Annotated in this window: 14 protein-coding genes; 8 read left to right on the plus strand and 6 right to left on the minus strand. The window is 60.9% G+C overall.

Annotated elements, in window-relative coordinates; genetic code table 11:
• The first annotated feature begins 49 nt into the window (after nucleotides 1-49).
• From F0M18_RS01880 to F0M18_RS20075, 5 genes are all read left to right on the plus strand, one after another.
• On the plus strand, nucleotides 50-1,531 hold the full coding sequence (locus F0M18_RS01880; protein ID WP_316838184.1) for a leucyl aminopeptidase: 1,482 nt from the start codon (nucleotides 50-52) through the stop codon (nucleotides 1,529-1,531).
• Between the two features lie 6 nt (nucleotides 1,532-1,537).
• Nucleotides 1,538-1,957 carry a DNA polymerase III subunit chi gene (locus F0M18_RS01885; protein ID WP_149609679.1) on the plus strand — a complete coding sequence of 140 codons (420 nt, stop codon included), beginning with the start codon at nucleotides 1,538-1,540 and terminating at the stop codon, nucleotides 1,955-1,957.
• 261 nt (nucleotides 1,958-2,218) lie between these two features.
• Entirely contained in the window at nucleotides 2,219-4,987 is a 2,769-nt protein-coding gene (locus tag F0M18_RS01890) for a valine--tRNA ligase (protein ID WP_149609680.1), read from the plus strand.
• A gap of 92 nt (nucleotides 4,988-5,079) precedes the next feature.
• Nucleotides 5,080-5,292: a cold-shock protein gene (locus F0M18_RS01895; protein WP_149609681.1), complete on the plus strand. Its 213-nt coding sequence runs from the start codon at nucleotides 5,080-5,082 to the stop codon at nucleotides 5,290-5,292.
• Nucleotides 5,293-5,692: 400 nt separating this feature from the next.
• Entirely contained in the window at nucleotides 5,693-5,878 is a 186-nt protein-coding gene (locus F0M18_RS20075; RefSeq protein WP_262500811.1) for a cold-shock protein, read from the plus strand.
• Here F0M18_RS20075 and F0M18_RS01905 read toward each other — a convergent pair.
• The 5 genes from F0M18_RS01905 to F0M18_RS01925 form a co-directional block, all read right to left on the minus strand.
• Nucleotides 5,875-6,528: a TetR/AcrR family transcriptional regulator gene (locus F0M18_RS01905; protein WP_149609683.1), complete on the minus strand. Its 654-nt coding sequence runs from the start codon at nucleotides 6,526-6,528 to the stop codon at nucleotides 5,875-5,877. The genes F0M18_RS20075 and F0M18_RS01905 overlap by 4 nt on opposite strands.
• A gap of 325 nt (nucleotides 6,529-6,853) precedes the next feature.
• Complete coding sequence (locus F0M18_RS01910) at nucleotides 6,854-8,239, minus strand: DUF1329 domain-containing protein (protein ID WP_149609684.1); 1,386 nt, start codon at nucleotides 8,237-8,239, stop codon at nucleotides 6,854-6,856.
• 45 nt (nucleotides 8,240-8,284) lie between these two features.
• A complete protein-coding gene (locus F0M18_RS01915; RefSeq protein ID WP_149609685.1) occupies nucleotides 8,285-9,922 on the minus strand; it encodes a DUF1302 domain-containing protein in 1,638 nt (545 codons plus the stop codon).
• A gap of 10 nt (nucleotides 9,923-9,932) precedes the next feature.
• Nucleotides 9,933-12,344, minus strand: a complete 2,412-nt coding sequence (locus tag F0M18_RS01920; RefSeq protein ID WP_149609686.1) for an efflux RND transporter permease subunit — start codon at nucleotides 12,342-12,344, stop codon at nucleotides 9,933-9,935.
• Nucleotides 12,337-13,491 (minus strand): YCF48-related protein, encoded by a 1,155-nt coding sequence (locus tag F0M18_RS01925; RefSeq protein WP_188109550.1) that lies wholly within the window; start codon nucleotides 13,489-13,491, stop codon nucleotides 12,337-12,339. The genes F0M18_RS01920 and F0M18_RS01925 overlap by 8 nt, the downstream gene beginning before the upstream one ends.
• A gap of 257 nt (nucleotides 13,492-13,748) precedes the next feature.
• Between F0M18_RS01925 and F0M18_RS01930 the strand changes: the two genes are divergently transcribed.
• Both F0M18_RS01930 and F0M18_RS01935 read left to right on the plus strand, forming a co-directional pair.
• Nucleotides 13,749-15,761 (plus strand): DUF3604 domain-containing protein, encoded by a 2,013-nt coding sequence (locus F0M18_RS01930; RefSeq protein WP_188109551.1) that lies wholly within the window; start codon nucleotides 13,749-13,751, stop codon nucleotides 15,759-15,761.
• Nucleotides 15,762-15,763: 2 nt separating this feature from the next.
• Nucleotides 15,764-16,384 (plus strand): class I SAM-dependent methyltransferase, encoded by a 621-nt coding sequence (locus tag F0M18_RS01935; protein ID WP_262500798.1) that lies wholly within the window; start codon nucleotides 15,764-15,766, stop codon nucleotides 16,382-16,384.
• Between the two features lies 1 nt (nucleotide 16,385).
• Here the strand turns inward: F0M18_RS01935 and F0M18_RS01940 are convergent, their stop codons facing one another.
• A complete protein-coding gene (locus F0M18_RS01940; RefSeq protein ID WP_149609688.1) occupies nucleotides 16,386-17,672 on the minus strand; it encodes a tetratricopeptide repeat protein in 1,287 nt (428 codons plus the stop codon).
• A 95-nt stretch (nucleotides 17,673-17,767) separates the two neighbouring features.
• On the opposite strand from F0M18_RS01940, the gene F0M18_RS01945 reads away from it, so the two are divergent.
• Nucleotides 17,768-19,558, plus strand: a complete 1,791-nt coding sequence (locus F0M18_RS01945; RefSeq protein ID WP_149609689.1) for a wax ester/triacylglycerol synthase family O-acyltransferase — start codon at nucleotides 17,768-17,770, stop codon at nucleotides 19,556-19,558.
• Nucleotides 19,559-19,923 lie beyond the last annotated feature (365 nt).

Genomic DNA, 19,923 nt, shown 5'->3' on the forward strand with positions numbered 1-19,923 from the left:
GCGCAACATCATACACTAGCGCGGAGCAAATTAGTCGAGGTTATGCAACATGAGCGCAATCAAATTTTCCGCCCGCAAGATTGGCGATGCCAGCAGCACAGCGACCCAGTGCGCCGTGGTTCCACTATTCAGTGACGGCAAATTAGCCGCCGCCGCCAACGCGCTGAACAGCGCCGGCGCCGCCATCAAGGCCACCCTGGACATCGGCGACTTCGAGGCAAAGCGCGGCCAGAGCGCCAGCCTGCCCGGCGCCGGCAAGGCCAAGCGTGTACTGCTGATAGGTTGCGGGGAGCGCAAGAAATTTGATCGCGCCGCCGCGCGTGAGTTTGCCAAGTTGGTGGGAACCAGCCTGGCCGCCACCAGTGCCCGCGATGCACTGCTGCTGGTCGACCACCTGAAAGTCGACGACGCCGACGAGAGCTGGTTGCTGGAAATGCTGGCGCGCACCTTGCAAGCCAGCGCCTACCGCTACAAGGAAACGCTGTCCGAGCCGAAGCCGCCGCTGAAACTTGGCCGGGTTGTCGTCAGCAGCCAGAGCAAGTCAGCGGCCCAGAAAGCGCTGGACCGTGGCGCCGCTACCGGCCTGGGTATCAATGAAGCGCGCAACCTGGCCAACCTGCCCGGCAACATCTGCACCCCGGGCTATCTTGCCCGCGAGGCGCGCAAGCTTGGGCGCGGCAACAACAAGCTCAGCGTGCAGGTGCTGGAAGAGAAAAAGATGCGCGAACTGGGCATGCACTCCCTGCTGTCGGTAACGGCGGGCACGGAGGAACCGGCCAAACTCATCGTGATGCAATACAACGGCGGCAAGAAAACCGACAAGCCCTACGTGCTGGTGGGTAAAGGTATTACCTTCGACAGCGGTGGTATCTCGCTCAAGCCCGGCGCAAAAATGGACGAGATGAAATACGACATGGGTGGCGCCGCCAGTGTCTTTGGCACCATGCAGGCGATCACCGAGATGGAGCTGCCACTCAACGTGATTGGCGTGGTCGCCGCGGCGGAAAACATGCCCAGCGGGAAAGCGACCAAGCCCGGTGATGTGGTCACCAGCATGGCGGGCAAAACGATCGAGGTGCTCAATACCGATGCCGAGGGCCGACTGGTGCTGTGCGATGCCCTGACCTATGTGGAGCGCTTCAAGCCGGCGGCAGTCATCGACATCGCCACCCTCACCGGCGCCTGCGTGGTTGCACTCGGCGCGCACGCTACCGGGCTCTACGCCAACACCGATCAGCTGGCAGAGCAACTTCTGCAGGCGGGAGAAGAGAGCCATGATCGCGCCTGGCGCATGCCCCTGTGGGATGACTACAGCAAGCAGCTCAAGAGCAACTTCGCCGACCTCGCCAATATCGGCGGTCCCGGCGGCGGCAGCGTGACCGCAGCCTGCTTCCTCAAGGAATTCGCCGGCAACTACCAATGGGCGCACCTGGATATCGCCGGTACCGCCTGGGACAGTTCGCCCAAAGGGGCTACCGGCCGCCCCGTCGGCCTGCTCACGCGCTACCTCATCGATCGCGCCGGCAAATAGAGCGCGATGACACGCGTCGGCTTTTACGTGGTCCAGGCCAGCGGTGCCGAGCAGCGGCTGCAGGTTGCCGCCCGGCTCGCTGACAAGGCACACGCTCGCGGCCACCGCATCTATATCAATGCGGTGGACAAGGCGCAGGCGCAACAACTGGACGAGCTGTTGTGGTCGTTTCGCCCGGCCAGCTTCCTGCCGCATGCCCTGGCCGGTGAACCCCACTCCGAGCAGGTCGCCATCGGCTGGGGGCAGGACCCGGGCAAGCACTCTGACCTGCTCATCAACCTGCAGCTGGAAATTCCGGCATTCTTTTCGCGCTTCGCCAGGGTGGCCGAGGTCGTCACCCAGGATGAGGGCAGCCTGTCTGCGCTGCGTGACGCCTGGCGCTTCTACAAGGAGCGCGGCTATCAACTGGAGAAGCACGACCTCTGAACCCTGCCGCGGGGTACCGGCAACAATGCTGGAGCTCGCGGCGATAGCCGCCCACAGGAGGAGTCCCATGAACTCACTGGATCCCCGCCTGCGCGGGGATGACCCGGTGTATTTCTCTACGCGTTCAGGCCGCTGGATGCTGGATTACCGCCCTCGCGGGGAGGACCCTGATCTCAATCGACTTGACCAAGCGCTTCTACAAAGGCGAGACCCTATGACGTATAATCGCGCCCCCTGCTCGTGACCCGGATTCCCAGATCGATGGAAAAGACGTTCCAACCCGCCGCTATTGAAACCCGTTGGTATGAAGAATGGGAGGCGAACAACTACTTCGCACCACAGGGCGGTGACAAGGCCTACAGCATTATGATTCCGCCGCCGAACGTGACCGGCAGCCTGCACATGGGTCACGGCTTCCAGGAGGCGATCATGGACGCCCTGATCCGCTACCACCGCATGGCCGGCTACAACACCCTCTGGCAGGTGGGCACCGATCACGCGGGCATCGCCACCCAGATGGTGGTCGAGCGCCAGCTGGAAGCACAGGGTATAAGCCGCCACGACCTCGGCCGCGAGCAATTCATCGACAAGGTCTGGGAATGGAAAGAACAGTCCGGCGGCACCATCACCCGCCAGTTGCGCCGCCTCGGCTCTTCACTGGACTGGTCGCGAGAGCGCTTCACCATGGACGAAGGGCTGTCCAACGCGGTGCAGGAAGTCTTCATACGCCTGTATAAAGAGGGCCTTATCTACCGCGGCAAGCGACTGGTCAACTGGGACCCGGTGCTGCACACCGCCATCTCGGATCTCGAGGTGATATCCGAAGAGGAGCAGGGACACCTGTGGCACTTCGATTACCCGCTTGCGGGAGCGGAAGGCCATCTCACCGTGGCAACCACCCGCCCGGAAACCATGCTGGGTGATGCCGCCGTAGCGGTGCACCCGCAGGATGAGCGCTACGCGCACCTGATAGGCCGCATGGTGGAGCTGCCGCTGACCGGACGCCAGATACCCGTGATCGCGGATGACTACGTGGACCGCGAATTCGGCACCGGCTGCGTCAAGATCACCCCGGCGCATGACTTCAACGACTACGAAATGGGCAAGCGCCACGGCCTGCCGCTGATCAACATTCTCGACGACAACGCCGCCATCGGTGGCGAGGCGCCCGCCGCCTACGTGGGCATGGATCGCTTTGCTGCACGGGAACGGATCGTTGCCGACCTGGATGCGCTCGGGCTACTTAACAAGATTGAGGACCACACTCTCAAGGTACCGCGCGGCGATCGCTCGGGCGTGGTCATCGAGCCCTATCTCACGGACCAGTGGTACGTGGACGCACGCGAACTGGCAAAGCCCGCAATTGCCGCAGTGGAAAACGGCGACATCGAATTCGTTCCCAAGCAGTGGGAGAACACCTATTTTGCCTGGATGCGCGATATCCAGGACTGGTGCATCAGCCGCCAACTGTGGTGGGGGCACCGTATTCCCGCCTGGTACGACGACAAGGGCAACATCTATGTCGGCGAGTCCGAACAGGCAGTGCGCGCCGAACACCAGCTTGCCGACGAAATGCACCTCCAGCAGGACGACGACGTACTCGACACCTGGTTCTCCTCTGCCCTGTGGACTTTCTCTACACTGGGCTGGCCCGAGGAAACAGCGGAACTGAAAACCTTCCACCCCAGCTCGGTGTTGGTCACCGGCTTCGACATCATCTTCTTCTGGGTCGCGCGCATGATCATGATGACCCTGCACTTCCGCCAGGAAGTCCCCTTCCGCCAGGTGTATGTGCACGGACTGGTGCGCGACGCCGAAGGCCAGAAGATGTCCAAGTCCAAGGGCAACGTACTGGATCCCATCGACCTTATTGACGGTATCGAGCTGGAAACGCTGGTCTCCAAGCGCACCGCCGGTATGATGCAGCCCAAAATGGCATCCCGCATCGAAAAAGCCACGCGCAAGCAATTCCCCGAAGGGATCGCCGCCTACGGCACCGACGCGCTGCGTTTCACCTTCTATTCACTGGCCTCTACCGGCCGCGACATCAAATTCGATATCGGGCGCATCGAGGGTTACCGCAACTTCTGCAACAAGATATGGAATGCAGCACGCTATGTGCTGATGAACTGCGAGGGTGAAGACTGCGGCCAGGATGAATCGCTGCCGGTAGAGCTCAGCCTTGCCGATCGCTGGATCGTGAGCAAACTGCAGGAAACCGAGACCGAGGTTGCGCGCACCATCGCCACCTACCGCTTCGACCTGGCGTCGCAGTCCCTGTACGAGTTTATCTGGAATGAATACTGCGACTGGTACCTGGAGCTGTCCAAACCTGTGCTCTGGGACGAGAATGCCAGCGCGGAGGCCAAGCGCGGCACTCGCCGCACATTGATTCGGGTGCTGGAAACCTGGCTGCGCCTGCTGCACCCGATGATGCCGTTTATTACCGAGGAAATCTGGCAGACGGTAGCACCGCTGGCAGGCAAGTCCGGCGCTACCATCATGCTGCAACCGTACCCGCAGGCGGACGAACAGGCTATGGACAGTGCCGCAAACGCAGATATAGAATGGCTGAAGGGTGTGATCGTCGGTGTGCGCAACATTCGCGGGGAGATGAACATTCCTCCCGGCAAGGCGCTCACCGTACTCATGCAGAATGGCGGCGCAGAAGATAAGAGAAGACTGACAGAGAACGCCCCGTTCCTGGAAAAGCTGGCAAAACTGGAGACAGTGACCTGGCTTGAGCCCGGAGCTGAAGCACCCGTGGCGGCCACTGCGCTGGTAGGAGAACTGGAGATTCTCGTACCGATGGCCGACCTGATCGACAGGGAAGCAGAGCTCGCACGGCTGGCCCGTGAAATGGAAAAACTGGACAAAGACCTCAACCGGGTCAAGGGCAAGCTGGAAAACAGCGCCTTCGTCGATAAAGCGCCCGCGCAGGTAGTGGAAAAAGAGCGCGAGAAAATGCAGGCACTGGAACAGGCACTGCACAAGTTACAGGAGCAGGCGCAACGCGTCAGCAATATGTAACGGCCTCGGCACCCAAGGTTTCAAGTCTTCAGCGTTCCCATGAGATCGCTGAAGCATAATAAAAGCAAAACGCTAAAACCGAGGATAGTGGTATGAGTGATCGTGTAAGCGGCACGGTAAAGTGGTTCAATAACGCAAAGGGATTTGGTTTTATTACACGAGAGGAAGGGGATGCCGATGTGTTCGTCCACTTCCGCTCCATTCAGGGCGATGGCTATCGCACCCTCAATGAGGGACAGCAGGTGGAGTTCAATCTGATTGAAGGCCCCAAGGGCCTGCAGGCGGAAGACGTGCACAAGCTGTAGTCCACCACCGGGGTACTGACAACCGGGCCCCGTTTTACCAGTCAACACACAAGTAAGGCAGTGCCTATGGCGCTGCCGCGTTTATTTATTGGTGAGGAACTGTCCGCGAGCGCAGCATGCCGCGCCCGCTTCTCACCACAACAGAATTGAGGTATTCATGAAGCTTGCCGGAAAAATCGTTATCGCCCTGGTCGTCGCCGCCGTTGCGGTCGCACTGCGACACTTCCTTCCCGCCGTGCCGGAAGCGGCGATGCTGGTCGTCGCCTGCCTGGCCACTGCCGTGCTGGTGTCACTGCCCGCGGGCGCTGCAGTCACCGCCCCGGAGGACACCAGCCACGGAGAGCAACAGCAGGCAGCCCCCGCGCGCGAACCCGCCGACGGGCCGCGAGAAGGGGGCCAGGTGAAGTGGTTCAACGTTTCCAAGGGGTTTGGCTTCGTGACCAAGGACAACGGTGACGAGATTTTCGTTCACTTCCGCTCGATACGCGGTGAAGGCCGCCGTGCCCTGCGCGAGGGTCAGCGGGTTACGTTCGTGGAGACGGTAACGGAGAAAGGCCCCCAGGCCGAGGATGTGGAAGCGCTCTAGAGCCCCGACAGCCCGGCACTTTTGCGCCAGTACATCTCCAGCATGGTGGCGCCCTGTCGCAGCACCTGCTCTGCTGGCAGTGAACTGTCTTCGAGTGCCATTTCCACCACGCTGTAGCTGATATCGATCGTCACCCTCGCCTGCATGTGCAGCTCTTCATCCACGGGCCGGCCTAAAAGCTGGCCCAGGAAAGCGGCGAATTGCTCTGCGACCGCACGATGCGAGGACAGCCGCACTTCCTGCAGCGGTGCCACAGCGCGCAGTGCCTGCACGATTTCAATACCGCCGGTACGCTCCAGGGTCACGTCGTAGGTTGACTGCAGTACCTCGTAGACGTGATCGAGCAGCACCTGCGGTTTGTTCTCCGGCAAGTACTTGTTCAGCCAGGTCTGGAATGCCAGGTTCTGCCTGTCCATCAGATCAGCACCCAGGGCGTTGATCACCGCGTACTTGTTGGGGAAATAGCGGTATAGCGCGGGCACAGTAATCCCGGCCCGCTCTGCGATCAGGTTGGTGGAGATGCGTTCCACCCCCACTTCCATCAGCAACTCGGCCGCTGCCTCAAGTATCGCCTCGAAGGTGCGTTTGGCCCGCGCCTGGCGCGGACGGTTCTTTTCAAGCAGTTCTACCTGCCTTCTGGGTGCTGCCATGGTATGCCCTACCTTATGTCCGCCGATCTGCGCCGGCGGTTCTTTTTTGCAATCCTATACCACCGGAAGCCTGGGCACCACCGCAGGGCATAGCTCGTTTGGCCTATGCCGCAAGCCGAAACGGGTAAAAACCCACCGCCCCGGGAGTCACACAGTAGACGCAGATGCATAAGGAAACCGTCATTCCCGCGCAGGCGGGGATGACGGTGTGAAAGAAAGGTTGGCAATCGTTACAGCGCTTGGATCCAGCGATCACGGACCACAGCCTGTGCGGGGACCACGATATCGCTGGCTTTCGGGGCCCGGCCTTACGGCCGGGACATAGTTAGCGCTTGGCGAGTTTACGCAGGTTAGCCGGGGTGAAGTAGTCCTTGTCCAGGTAAGGCAGATTGTGCACGGCTTCCTTGCGATCGATGGTGATGAAGTTACTCACGTAGCCACCGGAAGGCAGGTCCATGAACACCTGGGTGTTGCGCTCGTAACAACCAATCTGGTACTCGTAGTCCGAGAGGAAAAAGCCCACTCGCCAAAGGTTGTCGCGACCATCGAAATTTTCCGACATCACGGGAATCCAGCTGTCCTCTTCCACATACCAGCGCCGTTTCTTGTACGCATGGCGTTTGCCCGGTGCCAGATTACCCTCGACGACCCAGACGCGGCGTTTCTCGAAGCGCACAAACTCCGGGTTGAGGAAATTCAGGGTCAAGCGGTCATCAAGCGTGCCGATGCGGCTGTCGTTAAACTTGAAGTTGTGGAAGGGCACGTAGATTTCCTTGCGCCCAAGCAAGGTATAGGTAAAGCGGTCAAAAGGACCATTGAAGCCTTTGTGATCGTCAATGGTCTGCATGCCACCAGGACCGTCGGGATTATCGTAGCCGATAGCCGGCGCCTTGCGCACGCGACGGGTACCCGGGTCGTACTGCCAGGCGTTGCGCTTGTCACGCTTGTAGTCCATGGGGCCGGTGACCACGGTAATCTGGCCCTTGGTGCGCTGCGGCGCCAGGCGCTGGCTCACTGTCCAGACTGAACGGTCCCCCCGCTCCGCCTCGGTGACGCCGGTGTCGGGATCCTCCGGATTATTGAACGGATGCGACTGGGTAAAATCTATGGCGTCATGGGCCCGCTCGCCGTTGGCGAACACACCATAACCATCATAAACGACGTTGTAGGTGGTATAGCAGCCTGAGGTGCGCATATTCCACAGCACCTCGCGATCATTCGCCGGAATCGGGAAAGCGACGCCGCCATTGTAATTTTTCAGGCCTTCACCATCGTTCACCAGTTCGGTGTGCAGTGCGTTCCACTTGGTTTTCTTCGCCATCCGCTCCTGGTAGCCAAAGTCGCGATGGGTGGGATAAACGTGCAATTGAAACGCCGGATAGCGTTCAAACAGCGCCGCCTGGCCCTCGGACAGGTGGGCGAGATGCTCCTTGTAGTTTTCGGCGGTGATGATTACCAGCGGTTTTTCATCGGCATAGGGATCGGGACGTGGGCTACCCGGGCCGCCGTATTCGAGACCGGGGGGCACGTCCGTCCACTTGGGCTCCCAGGCCGGGATGGAACCGTCGGCGTTACCCGCCACTTCGGCACCATAGGGGTTGAGGTCCTTGCCGTTGAGGCGGGCGGCCTCTTCCTCGGAGACCTTCGCCTGTGCCAGGCCAGCCGCAAGCAGCACCGAAGCCACTGCGGTGGCAATAATTCGCTTATTCATATTTTTTCACTCTCCTGCGAGGCTAATACCTTCGATACTACAATGTTAGAAGCGGTATTTGATACCGATGGATATGTTGTCCCGGTCGTCCAGGGTCTGGTCATCGGCATTGTCATTGCCGAAATACCAGGCGTACTTGGCATCGAACTGCCAGTTGGTAAGGTAGTAGGCCGTGGCACCGATCGACGCTGTCATCAGGTCTTCTTTCAAACCGTTGTTAAGGCCGATGGCATTGCCGTAGCCATCCACGTCGTGCCTGAAGGTACCGATCACATTCATGTCCATACCCTGTATGACCGAGAAATAACGCAGGGTGACCACCGCCTGGTAGCCCCACGCCGTATCCGTCACTTTCAGATTCTGTTCCCCGGGCGGCGTGATGCCGGCAGGCGGCGGAATCAGTTCACTTTCGCCAAGGTTGTTGCCCTGGATATGCGCCTCGGCAAGCACCGCGATCGATGGCGACAACCAGGGCAATGCCGTATACACGTCACTGAAGCCCGCAGAGGCCTGCCAGTAGTGTCCCCGTATAACGTCACTGCGCGTGAAGTAGCCGTCGTCGGTAAACTGCGAGGTCACGTCAACAAAGGGCATATTGTCAGAGTAGGCGAGGTCTATATAGACCTCGGCCTCACTCAGGTTGCCGCTGAAGCTGGCGGACCACACGTCGATGTCCTCGGTATAGACCTCACGGAAAAAAGAATCGCCACCACCGATGTCCAGTTTGATCTGGGCACCGGGGATATTGGAGTGGGAGGTGGTATAGGCCAGCTCAAACGTGTAGCCGCTGTAGGTGCTGTAGCGCGCGGCGAGGCCCCACTGGTCATCATCCTCGGGGGTCAGGCGGCTGATCGTGGGCGCGGCACCCAGCGGCCCCAGCAGCACCCGCTCAGCGCCGGCGCCGGTGGTGTCACTGGTGCTGAGGAAACTACCCACACCGGGCAGCGTGGAGCGCTCCCAGTTGAGTTTGTAATAGGCCTCGGCGCTGATCGTGCCGGTGAAGTCCCACTTCAGGTTAACGGCAGAAGTGGGCAGGAATATCTCCTTTACCTCCACCCCCGGAGTCTGCGCCGCAACGGCGTCGATGGGGTTCTGCAGCGCGTTCACGCCGGAGTAAAAACGAGAGCCACCCCAGGCGATCACCTGGCGGCCGAAACGTACGGCGCCGCTCTGCTCGCCGACATCGAAATTGTAGGTTGCGAAAGCATCCAGCAACCGCGTGCGACGACCGTTCTCGGCGATGGTGTCACGGGGCAACTCCCCACGCTGCAGGTTGCCGCCGGCGGGAATCCCGTTGTTGTAGCTAAGGTAGGCGGTTTCGCTGAGATCGGTCTTGTTCTCGGTGTAAACCCAGTCATAGGAGGCATCACCACGTACAAAGAAGGAAAAATCCTTGTACTCGCCGCCAAACTCGAGAATGGCTTTCATGTTGTTGGAAACCAGTCCCGGGTCAAAGTTGTTGTTGCCGTCATTGAAGTTCAGGCCGCCCTCGTCAAAGGCCATCTCCTTATCGATGGACTCGGTACGCCACTGGGCGCCCGCGCTCAGGGTGGTGTCGACGTTGAACAACCACTCGCCCCAGTTGTACTCCAGCGCGTGGGTGGGCACCGCGGTCATACCGGCCGCCACCAGGGCTGCCCTCACGGCGGCAGGAATCAGTGCGGATCGCTTTGTTGCAGACATAGTTATTCCCCTAAGCAGGTTGTGATTCAGTTGCGTCGGCAGCTGCCGACCGCCCGCCAGTCTCTGCAGGATGGTCAGACGTTTTGCCCTTGTCAGGGCGAACCAGGAAATAGGCCAGGCCCGGCAACAACCAGAGGGCGCCGACCATATTCCACAGGAACATGAAGGTGAGCAGGATGCCCATGTCAGCCTGGAACTTGATTGGCGACATGATCCAGGTAATAACGCCTACGCCCAGGGCAATGCCGGTGAAGGCGACGGCCCGGCCGGTGGTGGACAGTGTCTGGTAATAGGCTTCCTGCATCGGCAGACCCTGTTTCAGGTAGTAGGTCAGCCGGTTGTAAATATAGATGCCGTAGTCCACGCCCACGCCAACGCCCAGTGCTACCACGGGCAGTGTCGCCACCTTGATACCGATACCCAGGTGCGCCATCAGTGCCTGGCAAAGCGCTGAGGTCAGGCCAAGTGGCACCAGGATACATACCACGGCCACAATACTGCGGAAACTGAGGAACACCAGCGCGCCCACCACGGTGTATACCAGGGCGAGGATCTGTGTCTGCGCAACCGCTATTTCTTCATTGGTCGCGGCCTCAATACCGGCGTTACCGGCCGCCAGGCCGAAATTGACCTGGTCATTGCCATAATCCTGTTCAAAACGCTTCACCGCATCGACTACGGTGGACAGCGTCTCGGCCTTGTGGTCATCAAGGTAGATGGCGACCGTCGCCAGGCTGCAATCGAGATTCATCAACGCCCGCGGCACCCGGGCGGCTGAGCCATCCAGGGCACGCTGGTTCCGCGACAGCACACTCCAGCGCGGGTTGCCTTCATTGAGCGCCATGGAGGTCAGGCGCATCACATCAGTGTGTGATATGACCGACTGTACCCCGGGTACGTTTTCCATGTACCAGTCAAACTTGTCGATCAGGCTGGCCACATCGTAGCGGGTACAGGCCTGCACCGGTGTTTCCACCATCACCACCATGATATCGGTGCTGACAGCGTAGTTGTCGGTAATAAACGCGTTATCGAGGTTGTAGCGCGAATCCGGGCGCAGTTCCGGGGCCCCGGCATCGAGGTCACCAATGGCCAGGTTCTGGCCACCGATAATGCCGATCGCATAGCCAATGGCCGCTACCAGGATTGACACCGCGGCCACCTTGCCGGTGGCGCACTTTGACACCAGCGACCAGAGGCGATGCCGGTGATCGGGGTCGATCTTCATGTGATTGACCCCCTTGGGGCTGATACCGATATAGGACATGAACACCGGCAGCAGGACCAGGTTGGTGAAAATAATGGCCGCCACGCCTACGCTGGCGGCAATACCCAGTTCCTGAATCACCTCGATATCGATAACCAGCAGGGTGAGGAAGCCGACACCGTCGCTGATCAGCGCTGTCATGCCAGCGATATACAGCGCGCGGAATGCCAGCCTCGCGGCCAGCAGCCGTTCGCCGGCAGCCTGCATGTTCAGCGCGATACCGTTGATAACCTGGACACCGTGGCTGACGCCGACAGCGAGTATCAGGAACGGCACGAGTATGGAATAGGCGTTGAGGCCGTAGCCCATCAGGTTGAGCAGGCCCAGCTGCCAGATCACCGCCATGATGGATGTCGCCAGCGGCGTCAGCGTTGCCCGGATGCAGCGGGTGTATATCCACAGCAGTACCGCCGTAATCACCAGGGTAACGACGGCGAACAGGAAGATCGCGCCGATGCCTTCCAGCAGGTCACCGATGATCTTCGGAAAGCCGATGATGTGAATGCTGATATTGTCGTTTTCATAACTCTGGCGTACCAGTTTCTCCATCGCCCGGGAGAATTCCAGGTAATTGAGGTACTCACCCGTGGTCGGGTCCCTGTCGTACACCGGGACCTCGATAATGGTGGATTTGAAATCGTTCGCCACCATGCGCCCGATGGTGCCTGAACGGGTCAGGTTGAGGCGCAGCCTTTCCAGCGAGGCTTGCGAACCATCGTACTCCGGCGGGATCACCGAACCGGCTTCAAAGCCCTCTTCGGTGACCATGGTCCAGCGCACATCGGGGCTCCACAGGCTTTTCAGCCCGTTCTTGTTGACCCCGGGAATATAGAAAATCTCATCGGCGATCTGGCCCAGCGTGGTCAGGTATTCATCATTGAAAATATCGCCTTCCTTTACCGCCACCGACACTTTCAGGCTGGCGCCGCTGGCACGCAGGTCCTTCATGTGCGCGTTCATTTTCTGCACGAAGGGATGGCCCTGCGGTATCAACTTGGAAAAACTGGCATCCGGCTTGAGATGGTAGGCCTGCCAGGCCAGGAATACGGTGGCCAGCAGGAACAGCACCAGCACCACCGGACGATTACTGAAAATCAGGCGTTCGGGCAGCCTGGCGTCTTCGGTGGCGGCATAGTGCAGCGGGGTATTATTCATCGCCCTGCCCTCCCGTGCCGGGGCCCTGTAGACGCCTGCTGCCGCCCTCCCCGGTAACCACATAGTGACCGTCCTCCAGCGCAGCGACACCGAACAGTCCGTCGCGATTGGGCTGGATCATGGGAGTGAAGCTGTCGCCGTCATCCGCGCTGATTGCGGCAGTACCGCCCTGGCCCACGAAGATGACAGCGTCGCCGGCTGCAGTTGCCCCGAACAGGCTGGCGGAAACCCTTGAATCAAGCGACTCCCAGGTCTCGCCCTGATCCTGGCTGCGATAAATCGTGCCCAGCAGCCCGTAGACGAATGCCGAACCGCTTGCGGGATTGATCACCACGCCAAAAAAGCTGCCGTCATAACCGGTTTCCAGCGTGCGCCAGCTGCCGCCCGCGTTGTCGGAAAAAAACACCATGCCCCACTCGGAAGCGAGGTACAGCGCGCCGCGTCCGTCCCCGGCGACACCGTTGAGATGCAGTTCCTCGGGGTTGTCCAGGTGGTGCGACCAGTCGGCCCAGTCGCGACCGCCGTTGGCCGTGCGCAGCAGGGTGCCATAGGCACCGGCAGCCCAGCCCTGCTCCGGGGTGGCGAACCAGACATCCATCAATGGCGGGGCGTAGATCGGCTTGTCCATGGTTTCACGGGCGTTTTCCAGCGCCCACTCGGCGTCCGCCAGGGCGTCCTCCAGATCCGCGGCAAGCTCTTCACTGGCAACGGCCAGTTGCGCCTGTAATGCCTGCACCCGGGACTGGGCGCGCCCGGCACGCTGCTCGTTGATCTGCACCTGGTCTGCCAGGCCGTCGCGCTGCAACACCCAGGTCAGGCCGCCGTCCTGGCTGTGCAGGATATTGCCGTCATGACCAACCGCCCAGCCAAGGGAATCATCGAGGAAGAACACCCGCGTGAGCATGGCCGATGTCGGCACCTCCACCTGGCGCCAACTGGCGCCGGCGTCTTCCGAAACCAGGATATGGCCGCGCTCGCCAACTGCCACCACACGCGCGCCGGCAACGGCAACATCCAGCAGCATGGATGTTTCGGCCCCGGGTATCTGCATGGCGTAATCGATGTCGGCAGCCGTAACGACCTGCGAATGCAGCGGCATCAGGCAGCACAAGAGTGCAAGCATTCTCACGGCGGGAAACCGCTTCATTATCATTCATCTCCTCGAACCAGCAATTTATTTTAATGAAAGCGCTGACTCGCTTATTGTGCGGGCGTGGAGCAAAACAGCACGCTCACCCTTGCTGAAGCATAGTCGCATTCTGCATCATCGACTCACTGGCCAGCCTTGATCAGGGTCAATATCATGTCCTAGTGCAGGGACGATCGCATCGCGACGTGGCAAAGAAAGGGCCATGGACTAAGATGTTGACCCATCCCCAGACTGGCGACGGAACCACCATGACAATGCGATACAAAATCAGACCTGCACTCACCGTGGCTGCGCTGCTGGCACTGGCGGGCATGCAACACGCCAGCGCCTTTGAGCGAACGGAACAGCGCGCGCCCTGCGCCGATTATTCCGCCACACGTAAGCCGCTGTTCGGCGACCTGCACGTACATACCAGTTATTCTTTTGACAGCTATGTTTCCAGCCAGCGCAATGACCCTGCGGCCGCCTACCGCTACGCCAAAGGGGAGCCCATCATGCTGCCCGACGCTGATGGCGAGCAGACGCTGCGCGCCCGCATCGAGCGCCCGCTGGACTTCACCGCGGTAACCGATCACGCGGAGTTTCTCGGCCCCATCAACCTGTGTACCCAGGATTCGTCCAGACTGGCCTACTGGTTCCCCGCCTGCATTGCCGGTCGCAGCAACTGGTACATTGTGCAACTGCTGGCCGCGCAGTACTGGACCAAAGTTGGCGTGGTCAATGACGCTGCGCAGAAAGGTGAGTCATTCGTGTGCACGCTGGATGACTGCAACGCCGCACACAAAGAAGCCTGGGCGGGAATCCAGGCGGCAGCCGAGGCGCATTACGACCGCAGTGAAACCTGCTCCTTCACCACGTTTATCGGCTACGAGTACACCGACGCACCCAACTACGCCAACCTGCACCGCAACGTAATTTTTCGCAACGACAGGGTAACCGGGACCGCCATCTCCACTTACGACACCGGCTCCAAAAACGTGCCGGAACTGTGGCGCCAGTTGCGTCAACAATGCATAGAGGGCATACCGGGTTGCGATGTACTGGCAATCCCACACAACCCCAACCTCAGCCGCGGGCTGATGTTCCCGGACCCGGCAAATGAGCAGGAGGCACGGGAAAGGCTGTTTTTCGAGCCCCTGGTAGAGCTGGTTCAGCACAAGGCCGCCAGCGAGTGTCGCTATGACCGCCTGGCCGGCAGGGGCCTCGATACCGAGGACGAACTGTGCGACTTTGAGCAGGTGGAGGCGGACAACCTGGCCATGCTGGGCACGGTGTACGGTGAAGTGAGAACCGACGAAGCCAGCCCGGTGCCGCTGGCGGAGTTTGGCCGCCGCAACATGATGCGCAATGTGCTCAAGGATGGCCTGGCGCTGCAACAGCAGACCGGTATCAACCCGTTCAAACTCGGCTTTATTGGCAGCACCGACACGCACAGCGCCTCGCCCGGTGGCGCCGAGGAACACAACTACACCGGCCACCTCGGGCGCCGGGATGCGGGCTACCGCAATGTACAGGATCACTTCTTCGATAATCCCGGCGGCCTTGCCGTGGTCTGGGCTGAAGAGAACTCACGCGATGCCATCTTTGAGGGCATGCGGCGCAGGGAGACCTATGCCACCAGCGGCACGCGTCCGGTGGTGCGTTTCTTCGCCGGCCCGGAGCTGGAGAAATCCCTGTGCGATGACCCACAGATGCTCGATAAAGCTTACGCCGGCGGGGTACCCATGGGCGGGGAACTGCCCGCCGGGGACACGTCGCCGGCATTTCTGGTGAGCGCGGGCAAGGACCCGGGTACACCGCGGGCGCCCGGGCTTGACCTGCAGCGCATACAGATCATCAAAGGCTGGGTAGATGCCGATGGCAAGCCCCGGGAGCAGGTATTCAACGTGGCCGGCTCCGCGGGCAACAACGCCGGCGTCGACCCGGATACCTGCGCCCCCGTCGGCGAAGGCCACCAGAACCTGTGCACCGTATGGCGGGATCCACAGTACAATAGTGCGGAAACGGCATTCTATTATGCCCGGGTGCTGGAAAACCCCTCGTGCAGATGGAGTACACTGCAATGCCAGGCGGCGGGCGTGAACCCGTTTGCCGAGAACTGCAGCGAGCAGGCCGAGGCCCGGACACAGGCGCTGCAGGACGCGGGCGCTATCGGCGATGTATTTGGTCGCTGCTGCCTGAACCCCGACGATGAACCATTTTATTCACCGACCATCCAGGAACGGGCGTGGACCTCGCCCATCTGGGTCAGCGCCAACAAGGAGTAATTTTGGCCAAGAAGAATCGCACCGAGCGCCGCTTTCGCGGCGCCATCATGCCCACAGCGTCGCATCCCGCCATTCGCCGGCTCAAACGCCAGGGCATAGAACCCTCGATCCATGGCAACAAACTGTGGAAGTCCAGTTGCCTGCTGATCGACTACCTGAAGAAGAACCCGCCACAGCATTGTAATTCGGTAATCGACGTGGGTTGCGGCTGGGGTATCGGTGGCATCTGGTGCGCAAAATACCTGGGCGCAGACGTTACCTCCATGGATGCCGACCCGGACGTGTTTCCCTTTCTGCACGCTACCGCGGAGGTCAACGGCGTGCGCACACGGGAGCTGGTTTCACGTTTCGAGAAGCTCAGCACCAAACAGTTGTCACAGTTCGATATGCTCATTGCCGCAGACATCTGCTTCTGGGATGAACTGGTAAAGCCGGTCACCAACATGGTGAACCGCGCGGTGAAAGCCGGCGTCAAGCACATCCTGATTGCCGATCCAGAGCGCTCGCCCTTCTTCGAGATTGCCGAGCGCTGCGCCGACAAACACTGTGCCGAAGTTATCGAATGGAGCACCCGGGGCTCCATAGAGGCCTCCGGGGCCATCATGGTGCTGGAGAACGCCTGACTCAATCCAGCAGGCGGTAATCGCGCGCCAGCCCGCTAACACCCTCAGCCTCGCCGTCGGCCCAGCGCGGACGGAACAGTGTCGCGCTGAGCTGGCGGCGAAAGGTCCCGAGATGCTGCTCATTCCCACCCGATAGCAGCGCCACCTCAAGATTTGTTGGCCGGCCGCGCGCGGACACGTCGTAACGGGCACTGACCACAATCGGCTCGGGTACGCCGGGCACATCGCCGTACAGATGCTCAGCCGGCAACTCCTGCGGCTCTCCCAGCCACTGCTGCAGCAGCGCCGGCTCTCCGGCCTCGGTAAGGGTGGCAATGACCTGCTGATAGGCCTCGGCGGCGCGCCCCTGTTGCCGGTTCCAGAAATACCAGTCCGCCAACGCCAGCTGCACCGAGGCTGATTCGCGAGCACCCCGCAAACGCGCCTCCGGCAATAGCTGCGCCAGCAGCTGCCTGCCTTTGCCGGGGGCGTTACGCAACAGGTTGTCCAGCCTTTGCGTATCGAGATCCTCGCTGATCGCGGGCGGCGCGCCGGGGTAATACCCCGGCCCGCGCTGCACCATCTGCGTCTGGCTTATTTCAAACTCCTGCTGCAACAGGTACAGGTTGCGCATCTGGCTGAAGGTCAATACCCGGCGCCATTGATAACCCGCGGCCTCACCCTTGCGCTCCGCCGCGAGCAGCGCATCGTTGAGCTCGACCAGTTCGACGATACGGCGCTGCTCGTTCCCCAGGCCGCGGCTTATGGCTTCGCGCTGCCAACGCATGTATTCCACGGCGGCACGCAAGCGCAAGCCGGTCAGTGGCGGCTGGCCATTGCCGAAGAGGCGGAAGAAATACTGGTAGCGCTCGTCCAGCGCCTGCCAGTCCTGCGCCTGGCGATAAATACCCAGCAAGTCGCGCACCAGTGGCGCCTGGCGTTCACTGTAAAGCCCGTCATTCACCCGCACCACATGCAGGGCGCGGGTATACAGTTTCACCGCCTCATCGTACTCGCCCCGCTGCCGGTAATGGCGACCCATGGCAGCCAGCGGCTCAGCCAGTGCATCTGCGTAGGGACCCTGCTGAAGTTCAAGTGCCAGCAGCCGCTGCTGATAGGCGCCAGGGTCAACAGCGCCCGGGGCAGGTTCGGCCTTGTCCTGCGCTTCCTCGACGCTCACTGCCGCCGCGTCCAGGCGCACAAAGTCCTGGCCGTAACCGGCGCGCCCTGCCTGCGTCGCCAGCGACACTGCCAACATGGCCAGCAGCGCGAGCAGGCGCACGGCATAGCGATTCAGGTTCGTGCACAAAATTTGACCACCTTTATGGCAAGCATGAAGCAACAATGATATAACGGCGCCTCGTTTATTACCCCTGCAAAGCCGCCATATGGCGTGGATAAACTATGAAACAACTGGGCATTCTGGACTCTGCATTCATCAACCTGGAACAGAGCAACACCCCGCAACACGTGGGCGGGCTGGGCATCTACGATCCGTCCACCGCTGCAGGCGGTTTTGTTCGCTTCAAGGACGTGATCTCAAGCTTTGAACGCAGGCTGAACAAACACCCCCTGTTCCGCACACGCCTGATTGAAGTGCCGGGGGGCCTGGATCGCCCCTACTGGGTGAAGGACGCCAATTTCGATGTTGAATTCCACCTGCGGCACATCGCCCTGCCCGAGCCGGGCGACTGGCGACAACTGTGCATACAGGTAGCACGCCTGCACTCACGCCCCCTGGATATGTCGCGCCCGCTCTGGGAGGCCTACATCATAGAGGGCCTGGACAATATCCCCAACCTGCCCAAGGACTGCTTCGCCATCTATACCAAGATGCATCACGCGCTGGTAGACGGTGCCGGCGGTTCTTCTTTCATGGCGCTGATACACGACCTGGTTCCCAACCCCGGGCCGGACGATGACACGATGGAAGAACCGCGCCTGGTAGATGTAGAGCCCAGCGTCACCGAGTTGCTGGCCAAGGCCTCGGTCAACACCGCTAAAAATACGTTGGGCGTATTGCGCGGCACAGCCAGGAACTCCCTGGCACTTGGACGCTATGCGCTGGACGTGGCGCGCAAGGAAATCCCGGCGCCGGATATCGATGCCCCGAAAACCGTACTCAATCGCCCTGTTGGACCACACCGCGTATTCGACGCCGCCGAATTCCCCCTGGAGGGTTTCAAGGACATCAAGAATGCCGCCGGCACCACCATCAACGATGTTGCCCTCGCTGTAGTAGGCGGCGCCCTCAAGCGCTACCTGGAAGCCAGGGGCGATGCACCGGAGACGGGTTCACTGGCAGCGGGCATCCCGCTGAACATGCGCACCCGTCGTGATACCACCGACGATAACAACCAGGTTGGCAGCGTCTACGCCTCACTGCACACGGACATAGACAACCCGCTGGAGCGCCTGCAGGCGGTGCACCAGTCCACCGCAGAAGCCAAGGAAAGCGGCGAGCAAAGCCCGCTGGTGGATGTACTCAAGATCGCCGGGGTCTTTTCCCCGGCAGTGACCCGCGCCGTCGCCGGGCTGTGGTCACGCAATGAGCTGTCCAAGTACCTGCCGGTGAACATCTCAACCGTGGTCACCAACGTACAGGGGCCGGACTTCCCGCTGTATTGCGCCGGGGCGGAAATGGTCGATTACTACGGCCTCGGTGTGCTGACACCCGGCATGGGCCTGTTCCATGCGGCATTCAGCTACGCCGGCAAGCTCACCCTGGCGGTACTGGGCGACCGCCAGATCATGCCCGACCCGGAGTTCTACCACGACTGCCTGGTGGCCTCCTACGAGGAACTCTACGCTGCCGCCACGGAATATCTCCCCGCGTCACGTGCCGCGCAGGCGCGCGCCAAGGTCGATGCGTCCAAACGCAAACGGGCCAAGTCCGCCAGCCCGTCAAAGCCGGCGAAAAAGCAAACCCCGGCACGGAAAAAAGCCGCGGCCGGGAAGAAACCGGCGGCCAGGAAATCTGCAGCGGGCAAAAGCACGAAGGCAAAAACCGCCAGCGCCGGAAAGGCCAGGGCAAAGGCTGCGTCGAAGACTACCGCCAAGTCGAAGACTACCGCCAGAAAGAAGGTCGCCGCCAGCAAACGGCCTGCAACCAAAGGCAAGGCGCCCGCCAAGCGCAAAGCAGCGGCCCGGCGCAAGACTGGCACGCGCGCCAAGGTCAAACCGAAGCTGAGCTAAGCGCGACAATCTCTGCACCTGTAGGAGCGGCTGCTGCCGCGAAGGTGTCTTGAGACCATATCAGCCCTGGGTTTAACTGATCGCGGCTGTAGCCGCTCCCACAACTGGCGGCATACCCACCCGCTAACACGGGCTGGGCTCTCGCGACAGGGCCTGCCCCGCGCGCCAAAGTCAAACCGAAGCTGAGCTAAGCGCGACAATCTCTGCACCTGTAGGAGCGGCTACAGCCGCGAAGGTGTCTTGAGACCATGTCAGCCATGGCTTTAGCCGATCGCAGCTGTAGCCGCTCCCACAACTGGCGGCAAACCCACCCGCTGACACGGGCTGGGCTCTCGCGGCAGGGCCTGCCCCGCTTTACCGAGTAC

The organism is Pseudohalioglobus sediminis, from assembly GCF_008370495.1.
GTDB lineage: Bacteria > Pseudomonadota > Gammaproteobacteria > Pseudomonadales > Halieaceae > Halioglobus.

Coding starts and splice junctions, on each gene's coding strand:
- F0M18_RS01930 (WP_188109551.1), top strand. CDS start 13,749: ATGCGATACAAAATCAGACCTGCACTCACCGTGGCTGCGCTGCTGGCA.
- F0M18_RS01915 (WP_149609685.1), bottom strand. CDS start 9,922: ATGTCTGCAACAAAGCGATCCGCACTGATTCCTGCCGCCGTGAGGGCA.
- F0M18_RS01885 (WP_149609679.1), top strand. CDS start 1,538: ATGACACGCGTCGGCTTTTACGTGGTCCAGGCCAGCGGTGCCGAGCAG.
- F0M18_RS01895 (WP_149609681.1), top strand. CDS start 5,080: ATGAGTGATCGTGTAAGCGGCACGGTAAAGTGGTTCAATAACGCAAAG.
- F0M18_RS01925 (WP_188109550.1), bottom strand. CDS start 13,491: ATGAAGCGGTTTCCCGCCGTGAGAATGCTTGCACTCTTGTGCTGCCTG.
- F0M18_RS01910 (WP_149609684.1), bottom strand. CDS start 8,239: ATGAATAAGCGAATTATTGCCACCGCAGTGGCTTCGGTGCTGCTTGCG.
- F0M18_RS01890 (WP_149609680.1), top strand. CDS start 2,219: ATGGAAAAGACGTTCCAACCCGCCGCTATTGAAACCCGTTGGTATGAA.
- F0M18_RS01905 (WP_149609683.1), bottom strand. CDS start 6,528: ATGGCAGCACCCAGAAGGCAGGTAGAACTGCTTGAAAAGAACCGTCCG.
- F0M18_RS01880 (WP_316838184.1), top strand. CDS start 50: ATGAGCGCAATCAAATTTTCCGCCCGCAAGATTGGCGATGCCAGCAGC.
- F0M18_RS01945 (WP_149609689.1), top strand. CDS start 17,768: ATGAAACAACTGGGCATTCTGGACTCTGCATTCATCAACCTGGAACAG.
- F0M18_RS01920 (WP_149609686.1), bottom strand. CDS start 12,344: ATGAATAATACCCCGCTGCACTATGCCGCCACCGAAGACGCCAGGCTG.